This is a genomic window from Bacteroides faecichinchillae JCM 17102 (genome assembly GCF_000614145.1).
In the GTDB taxonomy this organism is placed as follows: domain Bacteria; phylum Bacteroidota; class Bacteroidia; order Bacteroidales; family Bacteroidaceae; genus Bacteroides; species Bacteroides faecichinchillae.
In genome coordinates, this window is the sequence record NZ_BAKK01000004.1 from 82,177 (window position 1) to 100,271 (window position 18,095).

The 18,095-nt window shown below is 38.7% G+C and carries 14 protein-coding genes and 4 pseudogenes; 11 read left to right on the plus strand and 7 right to left on the minus strand.

All coding sequences use genetic code 11. The annotated features are described in order from the left end of the window. The first annotated feature begins 22 nt into the window (after positions 1 to 22). The 3 genes from JCM17102_RS03230 to JCM17102_RS03240 all read left to right on the plus strand — a co-directional run bounded on the left by JCM17102_RS03230 (position 23) and on the right by JCM17102_RS03240 (position 3,768). On the plus strand, positions 23 to 787 hold the full coding sequence (locus JCM17102_RS03230) for a DeoR/GlpR family DNA-binding transcription regulator (RefSeq protein WP_025073963.1): 765 nt from the start codon (positions 23 to 25) through the stop codon (positions 785 to 787). 27 nt (positions 788 to 814) lie between these two features. After that, positions 815 to 2,722 (plus strand): CocE/NonD family hydrolase, encoded by a 1,908-nt coding sequence (locus JCM17102_RS03235; RefSeq protein ID WP_025073964.1) that lies wholly within the window; start codon positions 815 to 817, stop codon positions 2,720 to 2,722. Positions 2,723 to 2,835: 113 nt separating this feature from the next. Then, on the plus strand, positions 2,836 to 3,768 hold the full coding sequence (locus JCM17102_RS03240) for a sugar phosphate isomerase/epimerase family protein (RefSeq protein WP_025073965.1): 933 nt from the start codon (positions 2,836 to 2,838) through the stop codon (positions 3,766 to 3,768). 141 nt (positions 3,769 to 3,909) lie between these two features. On the opposite strand, the pseudogene JCM17102_RS31200 reads toward JCM17102_RS03240, so the two are convergent. Further along, positions 3,910 to 4,734 (minus strand): annotated as a pseudogene (locus JCM17102_RS31200) (SGNH/GDSL hydrolase family protein). 48 nt (positions 4,735 to 4,782) lie between these two features. On the opposite strand from JCM17102_RS31200, the gene JCM17102_RS03250 reads away from it, so the two are divergent. Beyond that, complete coding sequence (locus JCM17102_RS03250; RefSeq protein ID WP_025073966.1) at positions 4,783 to 5,187, plus strand: exonuclease/endonuclease/phosphatase family protein; 405 nt, start codon at positions 4,783 to 4,785, stop codon at positions 5,185 to 5,187. 196 nt (positions 5,188 to 5,383) lie between these two features. On the opposite strand, the gene JCM17102_RS03255 is transcribed toward JCM17102_RS03250, so the two are convergent. Next, a complete protein-coding gene (locus JCM17102_RS03255; protein ID WP_025073967.1) occupies positions 5,384 to 6,583 on the minus strand; it encodes an acetate kinase in 1,200 nt (399 codons plus the stop codon). Between the two features lie 24 nt (positions 6,584 to 6,607). Continuing rightward, a pseudogene (pta, locus tag JCM17102_RS25995) lies at positions 6,608 to 7,626 on the minus strand (phosphate acetyltransferase). Positions 7,627 to 7,818: 192 nt separating this feature from the next. On the opposite strand from pta, the gene JCM17102_RS03265 reads away from it, so the two are divergent. From JCM17102_RS03265 to JCM17102_RS03275, 3 genes are read left to right on the plus strand one after another with little or no spacing between them, the layout of a single operon-like run. Next, entirely contained in the window at positions 7,819 to 8,181 is a 363-nt protein-coding gene (locus tag JCM17102_RS03265) for a CidA/LrgA family protein (RefSeq protein WP_025073968.1), read from the plus strand. Continuing rightward, positions 8,178 to 8,873 carry an LrgB family protein gene (locus JCM17102_RS03270; protein WP_025073969.1) on the plus strand — a complete coding sequence of 232 codons (696 nt, stop codon included), beginning with the start codon at positions 8,178 to 8,180 and terminating at the stop codon, positions 8,871 to 8,873. Before JCM17102_RS03265 ends, JCM17102_RS03270 begins: the two co-directional genes overlap by 4 nt. A 54-nt stretch (positions 8,874 to 8,927) precedes the next feature. Continuing rightward, entirely contained in the window at positions 8,928 to 9,845 is a 918-nt protein-coding gene (locus JCM17102_RS03275; RefSeq protein WP_025073970.1) for a DUF2156 domain-containing protein, read from the plus strand. A 75-nt stretch (positions 9,846 to 9,920) separates the two neighbouring features. Here the strand turns inward: JCM17102_RS03275 and JCM17102_RS03280 are convergent, their stop codons facing one another. Next, positions 9,921 to 10,772: a TonB family protein gene (locus tag JCM17102_RS03280; protein ID WP_025073971.1), complete on the minus strand. Its 852-nt coding sequence runs from the start codon at positions 10,770 to 10,772 to the stop codon at positions 9,921 to 9,923. A gap of 178 nt (positions 10,773 to 10,950) precedes the next feature. Here JCM17102_RS03280 and JCM17102_RS03285 point away from each other — a divergent pair, with 178 nt between their 5' ends. Further along, the gene (locus tag JCM17102_RS03285; protein ID WP_033886490.1) at positions 10,951 to 11,961 is read left to right on the plus strand and encodes a GNAT family N-acetyltransferase; all 1,011 of its coding nucleotides are present in this window, start codon (positions 10,951 to 10,953) and stop codon (positions 11,959 to 11,961) included. A 232-nt stretch (positions 11,962 to 12,193) separates the two neighbouring features. On the opposite strand, the gene cdaA is transcribed toward JCM17102_RS03285, so the two are convergent. Together cdaA and folP are read right to left on the minus strand one after the other, a co-directional pair. Then, complete coding sequence (cdaA, locus tag JCM17102_RS03290; protein ID WP_051572724.1) at positions 12,194 to 12,958, minus strand: diadenylate cyclase CdaA; 765 nt, start codon at positions 12,956 to 12,958, stop codon at positions 12,194 to 12,196. Between the two features lie 18 nt (positions 12,959 to 12,976). Further along, positions 12,977 to 13,828 carry a dihydropteroate synthase gene (folP, locus tag JCM17102_RS03295; RefSeq protein WP_025073974.1) on the minus strand — a complete coding sequence of 284 codons (852 nt, stop codon included), beginning with the start codon at positions 13,826 to 13,828 and terminating at the stop codon, positions 12,977 to 12,979. Between the two features lie 121 nt (positions 13,829 to 13,949). Between folP and JCM17102_RS03300 the strand changes: the two genes are divergently transcribed. Next, a complete protein-coding gene (locus tag JCM17102_RS03300; protein WP_025073975.1) occupies positions 13,950 to 15,248 on the plus strand; it encodes a UDP-N-acetylmuramoyl-tripeptide--D-alanyl-D-alanine ligase in 1,299 nt (432 codons plus the stop codon). A gap of 9 nt (positions 15,249 to 15,257) precedes the next feature. Here the strand turns inward: JCM17102_RS03300 and JCM17102_RS29445 are convergent. Next, positions 15,258 to 15,645 (minus strand): annotated as a pseudogene (locus JCM17102_RS29445) (VanZ family protein). 103 nt (positions 15,646 to 15,748) lie between these two features. On the opposite strand from JCM17102_RS29445, the gene JCM17102_RS03310 reads away from it, so the two are divergent. Then, entirely contained in the window at positions 15,749 to 17,119 is a 1,371-nt protein-coding gene (locus JCM17102_RS03310; protein WP_025073976.1) for a sodium-dependent transporter, read from the plus strand. A 2-nt stretch (positions 17,120 to 17,121) separates the two neighbouring features. Continuing rightward, positions 17,122 to 18,034 (plus strand): annotated as a pseudogene (locus JCM17102_RS03315) (ComEA family DNA-binding protein). The last annotated feature ends 61 nt before the right edge of the window (positions 18,035 to 18,095 follow it).

Here is an 18,095-nt window from a genome sequence, read left to right on the forward strand (position 1 = left end):
TTGTAAGAAAAAATATGAGAGTATGACAAGTATAGCAGAAAGACACAAGTATATTCTTGAAAGTTTAGCCAAGAATGGCTTCATCAAAGTGATTGACATCGCCAAGGAGCTGGATGTAACTCCAGTTACTATCCGTAAGGATCTAAAATATCTGGAAGAAAAGAAGCTATTGTACCGCACTCACGGAAGTGCAAGTCCTATTAATCCGCTGACTTCTGACATAGATGTTCAGGAAAAAGAGAAACTACGGAAAGACGAAAAGAAAAGAATCGCAATTGAAGCGGCTAAATTAGTCGAAGAAAATGATTCTATCATTATCGCTTCGGGATCTACAGTACATATGTTCGCTGAGCAAATTGTACCGACCAGCCATTTGACAGTAGTGACAGCTTCTCTTAAAACGGCATTATTATTAAACGCCGTCAATAACATCGAAGTCATACAGCTAGGAGGAACTGTTCGAAAAAACTCATTCTCCGTTATAGGTGATTATACTTCACAATTCTTTGAACAAATCACTTGTTCTAAACTTTTCCTGGGAGTAGACGGCATTGATCTGGAATATGGTATCACCAATTCAAACATAGAAGAAGCAATTCTTAATAAAAAAATGATCGAAGCTTCTCTCCGTACAATCATTCTTGCAGATTCCTCCAAATTCGGACGTAGAGGTTTCGGTAAGATCTGTAATCTGGACCGGATAGACGTTATTATAACTGACTCCGGTATATCTAAATCTATGGCTCAATCCATTGAAGAGATGGGTATAGAGCTGATGATCGTATAACTCTTTACTTTCTATTTGAAAAACACAATGACTTATTATATTAATAAGTGGAGCAAAGTTTTCTGCTTTGTTCCACTTCTTTATCTCTTTTTTATTGGGAATTGCTTGTCGGCACAGGAGATAACTGAAGCATGGATAAAAGAAAACTACACCAAAAGAGAGGAAATGATACCAATGCGGGATGGTATACATCTGTATACTGCAATTTACGAACCTGTTCATCAAGAAAAGCCATCTCCTATCCTGCTCACCCGCACTCCGTACAAAGCTTCTCCTTATGGAAAGAAAATGAATAGTCGCCTCTGGGGTTCCTGGCAAAATTATGCGCGGGAAAAATATATCTTTGTTATTCAAGATGTACGTGGACGCTGGAAAAGTGAAGGAGAATTCGTAAATATACGTCCTTTTATTATCAATAAGAAAAAGAAAAAAGACATTGACGAAGCAAGTGATGTATACGACACCACTGAATGGCTTCTGCAACATACCAAGAAAAATAACGGAAATGTTGGAATCATCGGTTCATCCTATGCTGGTTTCTATTCAATCATGGGAGCATTGAGCGCACATCCTGCGATCAAAGCTGCTGTCCCACAAGCACCGGTTACAGACTGGTTTTTAGGGGATGATTACCACCACAATGGTGCTTTCATGCTTTGTGACGGTTTTCGATTTGCAGCTTCTATGAATCGCCCTCGCCCCGTACCAACTGAAGTAAGTACTCCGGCAAAACCTTATTATCAAACAGATGAATATTCTTTCTTCCTGAAAGCAGGCGCATTGAAAAATCTCACTCGCCTTTTAGGTGATAGTATTGCTTATTGGAATGACTTAATGGCTCATCCTAATTATGACAGTTGGTGGCAACAAAGAGACACACGTCGTTCCTGCTACAATATTCGACCGGCTATATTAGTTGTAGGAGGATTGTTTGATGCTGAAGATTGCTACGGTGCCTGGGAATTATACAAAGCTATTCATAAACAAAGCCCGGATACTGACTTGCATTTAATTGTAGGTCCATGGTATCATGGTGCCTGGGGAGGGAACGACGGTAGTTATCTAGGTAATATCCGCTTCGGTTCAAAAAATGTACCTTATTATCAGGAGCAGATAGAATATCCTTTTTTACAATATTATCTGAATGGGAAAGGGACTCCAATAACCGATTCACGCAAAGCTAATATATTCTTCTCCGGAGAAAACCAATGGAAAGAATTTGAATCCTGGCCAGACAAAAAAGCACAGGCAGTATCTTATTATTTAGATGAAAAAGGAACTCTTAGTACCAATACTCCCAATAAAACGATTTCTTATTCGGAATATGTTTCCGATCCTGCGAAACCAGTCCCTTATACGGACAAAACAACATACGCCCGGGCTAAAGAATATATGACCGACGACCAACGCTTTGCCGAACGTCGTCCTGACGTACTCTGTTTCAAAACTGAAACATTGGAACAGCCTCTGACAGTTGGTGGTGAAGTGGAAGTAGAACTAGAAGTAACTGTAACTACAACAGATGCAGACTTTGTCGTCAAAGTCATCGACGAATTTCCTGAAGATTTTGCATACAACGATCAAAAGGATGGAAAAGGAAGCGGATACCGTTATTTGATGAACGGTTATCAAATGTTAGTACGCGGAGAAGTCATGCGTGGAAGATACAGAAACAGCTTTGAACATCCGGAAGCCTTCGTTCCGGGACAACCAACAAAAGTACGTTTCACAATGCCGGATATTGCCCATACATTCCAAAAGGGACATCGACTTGTCGTACAAATACAAAGTACCTGGTTTCCTCTCATAGATCGTAATCCACAACAGTTTGTGAATATATATACATGCGAAGACGCTGATTTTATTAAATCTACCATTCAAATTCTTCACCAGAAGAATAATCCTTCTAAAATTACATTTAGACGACTTTTATAGTCGTCTAAATGTGAAACTAACAGATGATAGACTTGTTACTTTTTAATAAAACAATAATTATGAATAGTCGATTTTTCCTTTCGTCCATATTGTATAAACAAATCAATATAACTATGAAACAAAAGATTTATTTGCAAACATTGCTATTATTCTGTTTACTTTTAATATCCGAAAGTACTCAGTCCAAATCAAAACAAGTTCCCCAACCTTTAAAAGTTGGTTACTCCGTAGGAATTAACGGTATCACGGCTGAAAAAATGAAATATGCAAAAGCAGTCGGTATTACTTGTATTGAGACATCACTCAATGCTATAGTAGAAAAGGGGAAATATAGCGAAGAAGAAATCATCCGTCGTGTCAAAGCAGCCAAAGCAATCGCCGATGAAGCCGGCATTCAAATATGGTCTATCCACATGCCTTTCGGAAATGATGGGGATTTGTCTAAAGCAGATGAGAATGAACGAAAAAGTGTTGTTGAATATCATAAGTCTGTCTTAAAATATTGCCGGATATTAAAGCCTAAAATTATTCTTTTTCACCCTAGCTTTTACCTTGGACTGAACGAAAGAGGGGTCAGAATGAATCAAATGATCCAGTCTGCCATCGAACTGAATAAGGAAGTTAAAAAGATCGGAGCTAAAATGGTAATCGAGAATATGTTAGGATACGAACTTTTAAGAGACAAAAACCGAGAACGCCCACTTTGCAGAACAGTAGACGAAATGATGACAATTATGAATCGCCTTCCTAAAAATATTTATGCAGCCGTTGATATGAACCACATCAAGAACCCGGAAAAATTGATTCGCGCTTTAGGGAAACGATTAAAGTCTGTACATGTTTCTGATGGTGATGGGAAGAAAGAGTGTCATTATTTTCCCTGTTCAGGCAAAGGAGAAAATAATTGGATAGATATACTTTCTGCACTTAATGAAGTCAACTATAAAGGTCCATTCATGTACGAATCCCAATATCCGGACGTTAAGGATTTGGTTAGTTGTTACCAAACATTATATGAGCAATATATTTCAACTATTAAACGATAAATTCTGACTTATCACAAGTATCATCTGCGGCTGTCTGCCATTGCCTTACGGCTCCCCCATAAACTTTTTCAGAGTTTTTATAGCAGCAGCTTGCAGATGATTACCTTAATCCTAGAAATCTGTTTATCAAAATTATAGGCACTATCTTTCAGCACGTTTTATCAGTTTCTTTACCATAGGATATACCCCTTCGGCAAACCGATAAAAACCTAAGTCTGTAAAATGCTCACCATCAACGGTACTTTCTCCATCTTCTCCTATCAAACCATCTGCTTTCAAATAATGAAAATTCTTATAACCTTTCTTTTTTAATTTCTGAACTGCTTCGCGCAACGCTTCATTACTTTCGTCTACCCATTTACCTTTCTTTAGATCAAACTCTGTCAAAGGAAAAGGAACATGTTCAATAAATAAGATTTGTACTCCGGGTATTTTACTCTCAATTATATCCATAAATTAATCAAAACGTTCACGCAACATAGCAGCACTAACATTCGGAATAAAATCCATCACGATAACAGAAGGATTTCTAAGTGTCATCAACGCTACAATCTCATATTCCAAATGTCCATATCCACTAAATCCCAGATTTACTACTTCGCGATTCAACATACGAGAAAGAATATTTGTGTAAACCATTCCCGGACGCCTAGCACATCCTCCCTGAGTTATACTAGTACCATAGCAAATAACCGGACGGTCTGTTACGGGAGATTCAATCTGCGGCTGCTTCATTTCAGCTTTTTCATCTACTCCTATTTTCAGTTCCGTCACTCCATCATAAAGAGGCAGGTAAAGCATATACTCATTCATTTCTCCTCTCATATTAGACTCATTCACTTTCTTAGTAGCACATATCCTATTACTGATGTTAAAAAGATTCTTAGAGGCAGCGATCCCAACATATATACCTACCATGAATTTATCCATGCCAAATGTCAGAGAATAGACATATTCGTTATCCATCTCTCACCATTTGAGCTAAAAGATCGTATTGCTGAAATCACAAACATTGTGGATGAAAAGCTTAAGCAGCTACCAGCAAACGCAAAAGTATTGGTAGCAGGAGACTTTAACTCTTACAATGCTTATGACGCAAAAGCCTATAGCCCGAAATTCGAAACGGAAAGACTGAAATTCTCTCCAACTGTTGCTCTCAGCTATGAAGTAACGGATTTCTTGCTGGAAAATGGTTTCAAGGATGCCTTTACACTGTACAGTAATGGTCACTTCAAACAAAGTATTCCGGTCAGCACCACCGAGTTCCCGGAAAATAAGGGATGTAGATATGATTATATTATGTTGAACAATAATCTGGCGAATAATTGTACCTATTCGGATATACTTCGTGAAAAGACAACGAATGCACTTTCCGATCATTACCCCAACTACATCCGCCTGAATATCAAGAAAAATTAACCTAAGTCTCTTTTACCTCAACCTCATTCATGTTCCTTTCATCGAGAAAACATTTCATATGACTGAGGAAAGTGATGCAAGGATAAAACAAATACATGAATGACAATTTCATGTGATTATTGAGTTAAATGATGAGAAAAAGGATGAACTCAACACAGAGTCCATCCCTTTCTTTATGACAAATAGTATTTATCAGTTATCTATCTAGAATAGCAACTGTATCTGATGCAATTAACAATTCTTCGTCTGTCGGAATAACAACGACTTTTACTTTTGAATTAGAACTAGAAATAACAGCTTCTTCACCACGAACTTTAGCATTCACAGCCTTATCTATTTCGATACCCATAAATTGCAAGTTCTCACAAACAGCTTCACGACATGAACACTGATTCTCACCCACGCCGCCTGTAAACAACACGATATCTACACCACCTAATGCAGCAGCATAAGCACCAATATATTTTTTAATTCGGTAATAATACATCTTCTCTGCCAAAAGGGCTTTCGGATTTCCTGCTTTACAAGCAGCATCCAATTCACGCATATCACTTGATACTCCGGATATCCCTAATACACCGCTTTTCTTGTTCAACAAGTTTGAAACACCAGTTGTATTCAGTCCTTCCTTATCCATAATGAAAGTAACAGCACCCGCATCAATATCACCGCTACGAGTCCCCATCATCAAACCTTCCAACGGGGTTAATCCCATCGTAGTATCTATACATTTTCCATCTTTTATTGCAGCGATAGAACCACCGTTACCAATGTGGCAAGTAATGATTTTCAGTCCATCCGGTTTAACTCCCAGAAATTCACACACCCGTTGAGAAACGTAACGGTGAGAAGTTCCATGGAAACCATAACGGCGTACACCATATTTCTCATATAGTTCATAAGGAATCGCATACATATAAGCATAGTCAGGCATTGTCTGATGGAAAGCTGTATCGAATACACCAATCTGCGGTATATTCGGCAGGATAGCAGCCACAGCATTCACACCTTTCAGGTTGGCAGGATTATGCAATGGAGCCAAATCATTACAAGCAGCGAATGCATCCAGCACTTCTTTTGTCAGTAACACAGACTCACTGAAACGTTCACCTCCATGCACCATACGGTGACCTACTGCATTGATCTCATCTAAAGATTTGATAGCTCCATATTCAGGATTAATCAACGTATTCAGGATAAACTCTACGCCTACAGTATGTTCCGGAATGTCCTTCTCCAGAATTTTCTTTTCACCATTCGGTAAAGTCAATTTCAGGAAAGATCCTTTCAAACCTATTTTTTCGATACCACCTTGAGCGATAACCTCTTTAGTGGTCATATCAAATAATTTGTATTTAATAGATGAACTACCACAGTTCAATACCAGAATTTTCATTTTTTCGTTGATTTATGATTAAGATTATTTGTTAGCTTTTGCAGCAATAGCCTGATTAGCCGTAATTGCAATCATACGATATACATCCTCGATAGAGCATCCACGAGATAAATCGTTCACCGGACGAGCAATGCCCTGAAGAATCGGTCCGATAGCATCAGCATGTCCCAAACGTTGAACCAACTTATACGAAATATTACCGACTTCCAAACTAGGTACTATCAATACATTTGCTTCTCCGGCAACCGATGATCCGGGAGCTTTGCTTGCAGCCACTTCCGGTACTAAAGCAGCATCTGCCTGCATTTCACCATCCAATTCTAATGTAGGAGCCATTTCCTTAGCAAGCCTGGTCGCTTCTATCACTTTGTCTACTACTTCATGTTTCGCAGAACCCTTCGTAGAGAAACTTAATAAAGCTACTTTAGGAACTTCTATACCAGCCACTGCTTTAGCAGTCTGAGCTGTACAGATAGCAATCTGAGCCAATTGATTTGCATCAGGAACTGGAGTTACAGCAACGTCTCCCATTACCAGAATGCCATTCTTTCCACATTCAGGAGCATGAGTCAGGAGCAACATAGCACCCGAAACACAAGTAATGCCCGGAGCTGTCTTAATAATCTGCAAAGCCGGACGCAATACATTACCAGTTGTGTTGCGTGCACCTGCTAATTGCCCATCTGCATCACCGTTTTTAATCATCAAACATCCATAAAACAGAGGATCACTCGTCAATTTACGAGCCTCTTCTATAGTCATCCCTTTCTTCTTGCGAAGTTCACACAGCAATTGTGCATACTCTTCATGTTTTGGAGAAGTCTCCGGATCAATAATGGTAGCTTTATTGACATTTCCCAATCCCCATTTTACAGCCAACTCATTGATTTCGTCTGGCTTGCCCAATAAAATAAGATCAGCAACTTCATCTGTCAAAATCTGATTGGCAGCTTTTAGTGTACGTTCTTCTGTTCCTTCCGGAAGACGATACGTTGGCGGTTGGCTTTCGCACGCGCCACAATTTGGTTGATTAAATTAAGCATTTATATATCTAATATGTTTTGAACTTTCAAGTTGTTTGCCTTTAGTGCCGCAAAAGTACTCAATTTTGCAACATCCACATTACAATTCAGCCTTATTTTCATTCCCAAGTCTAAATTATTATAATATTTAACACTGTACTTCTATTTTTCCTACCTTTGCACCGTTTTCAAAATAATCAATAGGTAATTAGTATGATACGTCAGTGCGCCATTTTATTTGGCTGTTTGGCTTTGGGGGAATTAATCGTTTATTTTACGGGCATTAAACTCCCTTCCAGCATCATAGGCATGCTGCTGCTCACCCTCTTTTTAAAAATAGGTTGGATTAAGTTGCAATGGGTACAGGGATTATCCGACTTCCTAGTCGCAAATTTAGGATTCTTTTTCGTTCCCCCCGGAGTTGCATTAATGTTGTATTTTGATGTGATCGCAGCAGAGTTTTGGCCGATAATGGTAGCCACTATCGTTAGCACGATTCTTGTTCTTTCCGTCACAGGATGGGTTCACCAGATTGTTAGAAAATCAAAAAACCACTTAACACATAAAAATCAATGAGCTTTTTAGAAAATGAGTTTTTCCTGTTGGCTATTACCTTCGGAATATTCTTTTTAACCAAAATATTTCAGAAGAAAACAGGAATATTACTATTAAACCCTATATTACTTACCATCGCGATTCTTATCATTTTTCTAAAGGTGACGAATGTATCTTATGAAACATACAACAAAGGAGGACATCTCATTGAATTTTGGTTACGCCCTGCCGTTGTAGCTTTAGGTGTTCCTTTATATCTTCAATTAGAAATGATAAAAAAACAATTATTACCTATTCTTCTCTCCCAACTGGCAGGTTGTATTGTCGGAGTAATTTCCGTTGTATTAATTGCCCAATTAATGGGAGCTTCTCAAGAAGTGATTCTTTCCTTAGCTCCCAAATCCGTAACCACTCCTATTGCAATGGAAGTAACCAAAACAATTGGTGGTATTCCTTCATTAACTGCTGCCGTCGTAGTAGCAGTGGGATTGCTTGGAGCCATATGCGGTTTCAAAACAATGAAAATCATGCATGTTGGCAGTCCGATTGCCCAAGGGCTATCGATGGGAACAGCCGCTCATGCCGTCGGAACTTCCACTGCTATGGATATCAGTAGCAAATATGGAGCTTATGCGAGTTTAGGACTCACATTAAATGGAATATTTACAGCTTTATTAACACCAACGATTCTTCATTTATTAGGAATCTTGTAAAACAAAATCGTTCCATTTTCCGTTATATTAAAGTTAAACTCAAAAAACGACCTCATGATTGCATTTAAAGACATCACGCTAGCTGATAAAAACACAATTACCGCATTCACGATGAACAGCAATCGCCGGAACTGCGATCTCTCCTTCTCTAATCTTTGTAGTTGGAGATTCTTATATGACACCCAATTTGCAGTGGTGGATAACTTTCTGGTTTTTAAATTCTGGGCCGAAGGGCAACTGGCTTATATGATGCCCATAGGAACAGGAGATTTGAAAGCTGTTCTTTGGAAATTAATAGAGGATGCACAAAAAGAAAAACAACAGTTCTGTATGTTGGGAGTTTGCAGTTGTACGCGAGCTGATCTTGAAGAAATTCTACCCGGACAGTTCATCTTTACGGAAGATCGAGACTACGCCGATTATATTTATTTGAGAAGTGATCTTGCCACATTGAAAGGCAAGAAGTTCCAGGCTAAAAGAAATCACATCAACCGATTCCGCAATACTTATCCCAATTATGAATATGCGCCAATCACTCCAGACCGTATTCAAGAATGTTTAGATTTGGAAGCTGAATGGTGTAAAACGAATAATTGTGACCAACAGGAAGGAACCGGCAACGAACGTCGGGCTCTTATCTATGCGCTCCATAATTTTGAAGCCTTAGGCCTGACCGGTGGCATTCTACATGTAGATAGCAAAATAGTTGCCTTCACCTTTGGCATGCCAATCAATCACGAAACATTCGGAGTACATGTAGAAAAGGCAGATACAAACATTGATGGTGCATATGCAATGATCAATTACGAATTTGCCAATCGTATTCCTGAACAATATATTTATATCAATCGGGAAGAAGATTTAGGAATTGAAGGGTTACGCAAAGCAAAACTTTCTTATCAACCGGTTACTATTCTTGAAAAGTACATGGCTTGTCTGCAAGAACACCCAATGGATATGGTGAAGTGGTAGATACTTTATAATACGAAATGCATATGTGGGACGACCCAACATATGCATTTCATATTCTTCCGATTCATATTTAAATTATTCTGCCATCAGCTTTATTTCAGGAAGAGGAACTCTGAACCAATATTCTTCCCACAGCGCATCTCTTCCGGGAATTACAAACGTGAACTTCACCAGATTATCATTCAGGAAATTAAAAGTAATTGCATTTTTTGAGCCTTCTTTAAAAAGATTTATTGCTGACTTCTCTAACGATTCCACATAAGTATCATCCGATTCCTTGTTATAAGTTCCTTGGGCTGAAATCATTGCACCAACTTTATTATCACCTGTAAAGACATTCATGAATATACCATCAGAGGACAATATTTTCAATACGGGTTCTAATCTTACATGATATTTATCATCCACCATTTTCAGCGAACATGACTGCCACACTCCTTCCAATGTTGTATTTTTCACTTCCTGTCCCACAGGAAACACCAATTCCGGTTTTGGTTTAGGAGCAGTACTCCCTTCTGTTATACGAAAGAAGATAGGAATATTATAACGTACTTTCACCGGTTCTCCTTTTTCCATTCCCGGTGACCATTTAGGCATTTGCCTTACTACACGGAGCGCTTCGGTATCTAATGACTCTTCTACCCCTCTTACTACCTTCTCCTGAGTTATACTCCCATCTTCCATTACTATGAACTGAACAATCACACGACCACCAATTTCGTTCTTTTGAGCTTCAGCAGGATACCGAACATTCATACTCAAATATTTCATTAGTGCATCTTGTCCACCCGGAAACTCGGGCATTTTCTCGGCTACGAAGTAAACTCCGTTCTTATCAATCTTCGGCATAGATCTTCTATGCTGTTGTGCAGAAACAGGCAAACAACCACATAGAATTAAAATCAGGCAAAATAATTTCGTTTTCATAATATATTTATTTTAGCAAGTTGTTTCACCATGGATGTTTCAAGTATCACAAATATAACATTTTAATATCAGTAATAAAAATATAAACGTTACATAATTACTTATTGGTCACAAATTATTTAGGCAACATGAAAACGAATACCTATCTTTGTTTGTTTAAACAGTAAAACGGAGCATTATGAGAGAAAAAGTAAAGGCATTATGGAAATTATGTTTCAATGATAGCGCAGCATTTATTGATATGTACTTTCAATTACGTTACACCGATGAAATAAATGTTGCCATTCAAAAAGATACGGAGGTAATCTCCGCCCTGCAAATGCTTCCTTACCCGATGACTTTTTGTGGGCATACTGTGCAAACCTCTTATATTTCAGGTGCTTGCACCCATCCGGATTTACGTGGGAAAGGCACTATGCGGGAACTTCTCAGACGGGCTTTCGACCGAATGTTTCAAAATGGCATTTCTTTCAGCACACTAATACCGGCTGAACCTTGGTTATTCAACTATTACGCCCAAATGGGATATGCTCCTGTCTTCCAACATTCGGTAGAAGAAATTACATTGCCTTCCAATATCCCTTCTTCTGAAATAAAAATGAACTCCATATCCGATTATCAGGAAGAAGTATATCAATATCTAAATAAAAAACTGTCTGAACGGTCTTGCTGTATACAGCATACCTCTGATGATTTTCGAGTGATTATGACCGATTTGGGCATTAGCGATGGAATTCTGGTTATTGCCAAAAAGGAGAACGTAATCAACGGATTAGCTATTGCATATAATGCGAATGAGAGTCTGATTATTAATGAACTTTTTGCCGAAACAGATGACATAGAAAACAGCCTATTATATTATTTGAAACAACATAGTGTTTGCAACCAGATAATCAGATTGCTACCTCTCAATTATGAACAGTCTCAGCAATCATTCGGTATGGCAAGAATAATCAATGCCAAAGAGGTGCTGCAACTGTACGCGACAACCTTTCCTGAACTTAACATGAAATTTGAATTAACAGATAACCAGTTGTCAATAAACAATGGTTATTATCATATACAGAAAGGGGAGTGTGAGTTTAGTACCGAACAATTACCCGAAGTATCCATTCGAATGAGTATAAGCGATTTAACCAATAAACTTCTCCAACCGTTACACCCCTACATGAGTTTGATGCTAAACTAGCTAAAATTCATCTGAAACGATTCAATGAATAAGCTTTTTCTCTGCATAATTTAACTCGTAGAACTATAGTTCTACGAGTTAATCTTCGCACTCAAACATCTTACTTTATTCAAGGTAAAAGTTTAGTTTATGGCTTCTTTATACATAAAGAATGATAGATCAAGAAATATGTAGAAGTGATACTCAAAACCAAAATCGGATAATGTAAACTTCACTTTTATCCTTAACGGATTCAATTCTCTGTTGTAAGCAGGCTCTCCAATTCCTCTGCATTCAAACGAAGATAGAACTGTCCCCGATAAGCAACGGAAATAGCCCCTGTTTCTTCAGAAACAATAATAGCATGTGCATCCGATTGCTGAGAAATCCCCATAGCCGCACGATGGCGTAATCCTAATTCTTTAGGAATATTCAAATCATGGGATACCGGAAGAATACATCCGGCTGCTTTAATGCGTTTTTTACTGATTACCATTGCCCCATCATGCAAAGGACTATTCTTGAAAAATATATTTTCAATCAATCGTTGATTAACTGCTGCATCAATAATTTCACCCGTACGAATAACCTCATCTAAAGGAGTATTATGTTCAATTACAATCAATGCGCCCTCTTTTTGTTTTCCCATACTAAGGCAAGCCATCACCACAGGCATAATATCATCATGTTGCAACGACTCTTTTTTAGAACCACTGAAAAAACGAGCCAAAGCACTGACATGCCGATGAGAACCTAAAGTCAATAAAAATCGACGTATTTCATCTTGAAAGAGAACAATCAAAGCGATTACCCCCACGTTCATTAACGTATCGAAAATAGAGCCCAGTAGTTTCATCTCCAAGACCTGAGTCACTACCAACCAAATCAAGATAAAGACCAGAATACCGGTAAAAATCTTGATGGAACCGGACGCTTTCATCAATTTGTATGTATAATACAACAAGAGAGCAACCAGAAAAATATCAATAAAATCTTTTATACTAAACTCTAACACTATAACTACAAGTATTATAAATTACCAATTCTTCAACTTTTCCACAATCCGGACAGTCTCTACAGCTTCACGAACATCATGCACCCGCAAAATGTTTGCTCCTTTCATCAATGCAACCGTGTCCAATACGGTAGTACCATTCAATGAATCCTGGGGAGTACCCCCCAATAATTTGTATATCATCGACTTCCGGGAAATTCCAACCAACAAAGGTAACTCAAAAATACGGAATTCTTCGAGATGTGCCATCAATTCATAATTATGTTCCAATGTTTTTCCGAAACCGAATCCCGGATCAAGTATGATATCTTTCATACCCAAATCCCGGAGTTGCTGCACTTTACGGGCAAAATACATAAAAACATCTTTAATCAGATTCTCATAATGAGGCTCCTTCTGCATGTTTTGCGGAGTACCCTGCATATGCATCATCACATAAGGAACTCCCAGACGGGCTACTGTCTCAAACATTCGCTCGTCCAACTCACCGGCGGATATATCATTCACAATAGCCACACCAAACTCTTTCACACATTGCTCTGCAACGTCCGCACGAAAAGTATCTACAGAGATTATTGCATCCGGATAAATTCGGTTGATAATTTCCAACCCGGTGCGAAGCCGTCTCATTTCTTCTTCTGCCGAAATATGCTCAGCTTTGGGACGCGACGAATAAGCTCCAATATCAATAATAGATGCACCTTCATCAATGATCTGACGGGCTCTGGCTGTTATTTCTTCTTCTGTTTGCATCCGGCTCCCGGAATAAAAAGAATCGGGAGTCACATTCAGAATCCCCATCACTTGCGGGGTAGCCAGGTCTAACAAATGTCCATTTACATTTATATAAATAGGAGAAGTAAGATTCATCATCGATTGTATTCCAATTAGATCGTTGCAAATGTATAGAAAAAAAGCAAGTATTCACATTAAAATTGAGAAATAAATCCGAAAGAATAATCTATCTTTGCAGCATTTTAAAAAGGATCAGGATATGAAACTTTCTGCGCTTTACCAGATTTTTCTGGATTGTCAATCTGTGACCACCGACAGCCGAAACTGTCCGAAAGGGTCATTGTTTATCGCCTTGAAAGGTGAATCATTCAACGGAAATGCTTTTGCCGGAAAAGCTTTGGAAACCGGATGTGCGTTTGCCGTTATCGACGAAGACGAATTTGTCGTGAAAGATGATGAACGATATATACTTGTAGATGACTGTTTACAAACTCTGCAACAACTCGCCAATTACCACCGCCGCCAATTAGGTACGCGGGTAATCGGAATTACCGGGACCAACGGCAAGACTACTACTAAAGAATTAATTTCTGCGGTACTGTCTCAATCATACAAGATACTGTATACGCTGGGGAATCTGAACAACCATATCGGCGTCCCCCTTACATTGCTTCGTCTGAAAGCCGAGCATGACCTCGCTGTTATTGAAATGGGTGCCAGCCATCCCGGAGATATCAAAGAGTTAGTTGATATTGCGGAACCGGATTATGGTCTCATTACCAATGTCGGGAAAGCCCATTTGGAAGGATTCGGTTCTTTCGAAGGAGTCATTAAAACCAAAGGTGAATTATATGATTTCTTACGTGAAAAAGAAGCTTCTACTATTTTCATTCATCATGATAATCCCTATTTAATGAAGATTGCTTACGGATTAAAGCAAATAACATACGGCAGTCAGGAAGGTTTATACGTGAATGGACATGTGACCGGAAATTCTCCATATCTTGCTTTTGAGTGGAAAGCCGGGCAAGAAGGTGTACGACACGAAGTAGAAACCCAACTTATCGGCGAATATAACTTCCCCAATGCGTTAGCTGCTATTACTATCGGTTATTTCTTTGGAGTAGAACCCGAGAAGATTGACAAAGCCTTAACCGAATATACGCCTCAAAACAATCGGTCGCAACTAAAGAAAACAGAAAATAATACCCTTATTATAGATGCCTACAATGCCAATCCAACTAGCATGATGGCTGCTTTGGAGAATTTCCGGAACATGACTATCTCCCATAAAATGCTTATATTGGGAGATATGCGTGAATTGGGGGCTGAAGGTCCGGCAGAACACCAAAGGATAGTGGATTACATCAAAAAATGTAATTTTGAAAAAGTATGGCTTGTAGGAGATCAGTTTACAGCCGCACAACACTCTTTTAAAACTTATGCAAATGCAGGAGAAGTAATAGAAGAAATAAAAAATAAGGAACCTAATGGATATACCATCCTAATCAAAGGATCTAATGGAATTAAACTTAATACAGTGGTGGATTATTTATAATCCACCATTTTATTTTTTCATCATCCTCGGTCTGACTACAAAATACGCAATCAAACTGGCCAACACAGCTCCAGTGGTATTAGCGGCAAAATCCAACCAATCCCCTCCTCTATAATCGGTACAATATTCCTGAAGCAATTCTACACAGCCACTAAAAAGTACAGGACACAGAAATGCGCCGACCCATGCGTGCCACAATGGAGTATTATCTACGATGTGCACGCAGAAACTCTAGCCACAACATCCCGGACATACCGAAGTACATACAAAGATGCACTAGCTTATCAAGATTAGGAATCTCGTTCAAATCCGTCTGAGGAGGTTTAAAGAACGACAGATAAATCACTGCCAGAATAATAAAAAGAGAAACTGGATATTTCTTAATATAAGATAGCATATCTAAATAAAATTACAGATTTCGTGCAAATATACGTATCATTTTCTATATTTGCATTCTATAATGTGTATTTTATAACGATTTGTAAGATAAAACAAGATTTATGACAAAAAATGATAGAGCGAACTTCGGCAGTAAATTAGGTGTCATACTCGCTTCCGCAGGATCAGCAGTAGGATTAGGTAACATCTGGCGATTCCCTTACGAAACAGGAAATCATGGAGGAGCTGCTTTTATTCTGATCTATTTGGGATGTATCCTGCTTCTGGGACTTCCCATCATGATCGCTGAGTTTCTTATCGGAAGACGTTCAAGAGCCAATACAGCCCGAGCCTATCAAAAATTAGCACCTGGTACTCGGTGGCGTTGGGTAGGTCGTATGGGAGTTCTGGCAGGATTTCTGATTCTTAGTTACTATTCTGTAGTAGCCGGATGGACACTTGAATATATTTTCGAAGCCGCAACCAACGGATTCTCCGGAAAAACGTCGAGTGAATTTATCTCTTCGTTCGAGCAGTTTTCCAGCAATCCATGGAGACCTGTTTTATGGTTGGTTCTCTTTTTATTGGCAACTCATTTTATCATTGTAAAAGGTGTGGAAAAAGGGATTGAGAAATCATCTAAAATTATGATGCCTACCCTATTCATCATTATATTAATATTAGTGATCTGTTCCGTAACCCTTCCGGGAGCAGGTGCAGGTATAGAATTTCTGTTGAAACCCGACTTTAGTAAGGTAAATGGAAATGTATTTCTAGGAGCTATGGGACAGGCTTTCTTTTCCCTCAGCCTGGGAATGGGTTGTCTTTGTACTTATGCCTCTTATTTCAGTAAAGAAACAAACCTTACAAAAACAGCTTTTAGCGTCGGAATCATTGATACATTTGTAGCCATATTAGCCGGATTCATTATTTTCCCTGCCGCTTTTTCTGTAGGTATACAACCCGATTCAGGTCCGAGCCTCATCTTTATTACACTTCCTAATGTATTCCAGCAGGCATTTAGTGGAATACCGGTACTAGCTTATATATTCTCTGTCATGTTCTATGTATTACTTGCGATGGCAGCACTGACCTCTACAATCTCTTTGCATGAAGTAGTAACTGCCTATCTGCATGAGGAGTTCAAATTTAGTCGTGGAAAAGCAGCCAGATTTGTGACCGGAGGATGTATCTGTCTCGGAGTTATCTGTTCATTGTCGCTCGGAGTCATGAAAGGATTCACTATCTTCGGATTAAATATGTTCAACCTCTTCGATTTTGTTACAGCTAAGATTATGTTACCTCTCGGTGGTTTCTTCATCTCTCTCTTTACCGGTTGGTATCTGGACAAGAAAATCGTGTGGTCGGAGATTACAAACGATGGTACTCTTAAAGTCCCAATCTATAAATTGATTATCTTTATACTTAAATATATTGCTCCGATCGCCATATCACTGATATTTATCAATGAATTAGGATTGATCAAACTATAATAATGTGGAAAGACTTTTTTTTATTTTACTAAAACAGAACGACAAGGCATTATCGTCCTTGTCGTTCTTATTATTGGGGTATTTGCCATTCCCCAACTCTATCAATTATTTTCTCCCGCTGAAGAGTACAATTCGGAAGAAGAAAAATTTGAAAAGGAATATGATGAATTTATGGCTTCGCTCAAAGAAGTAAAGCACAGTAGTAAGTACACTAAAAAGCCCACTCTTCCCTATCCCAAAAGAGAAATCAAACTGTCGGTATTTGATCCCAATACCGCAGACTCTATCACTTTCTTAACTCTCGGTCTACCTTCGTGGATGGCAAAGAACATTTTACATTATCGGGAAAGGCAAGGTAAATTCCGTCGTCCCGAAGATTTTCGAAAAATATATGGGCTGACAGAAGAACAGTATCAAACACTTCTTCCCTATATCCAAATTACTGAAAAAGTAATTCCCAAAGATATGGCTCAACTACTCACAATGCAAAAGGTACAAAGAGACACATTATTCAAATACCAGTCAGGTACAATCATCGACCTTAATCAGGCAGACACTACCGAACTCAAGAAAATTCCGGGAATTGGGAGCAGTATTGCCCGGATGATTGTAAACTATCGCAATCGTTTAGGTTTTTTCTACCGAATAGAGCAATTGCAGGATATTCACCTGAAAGTAGAGAGGCTCCGTCCATGGTTCTCCATCGATACAGCCTATATACACCGCATCAATATCAATAAAGCGAGTGTAGAACAGATGATGCACCATCCATATATCAATTACTACCAAGCCAGAGTCATCTCCGAACACAGAAAGAAAAAAGGAACTTTAAAAAGTTTGAAAGAACTAGCATTATATGAAGAGTTCACTCCGGCAGATTTTGAGCGAATTTCCCCTTATATTTGTTTGAATTAATAAAAAAAAGATGCATTCTCATCACACCAGATAAGAATGCATCACACACAAACAAAACAAA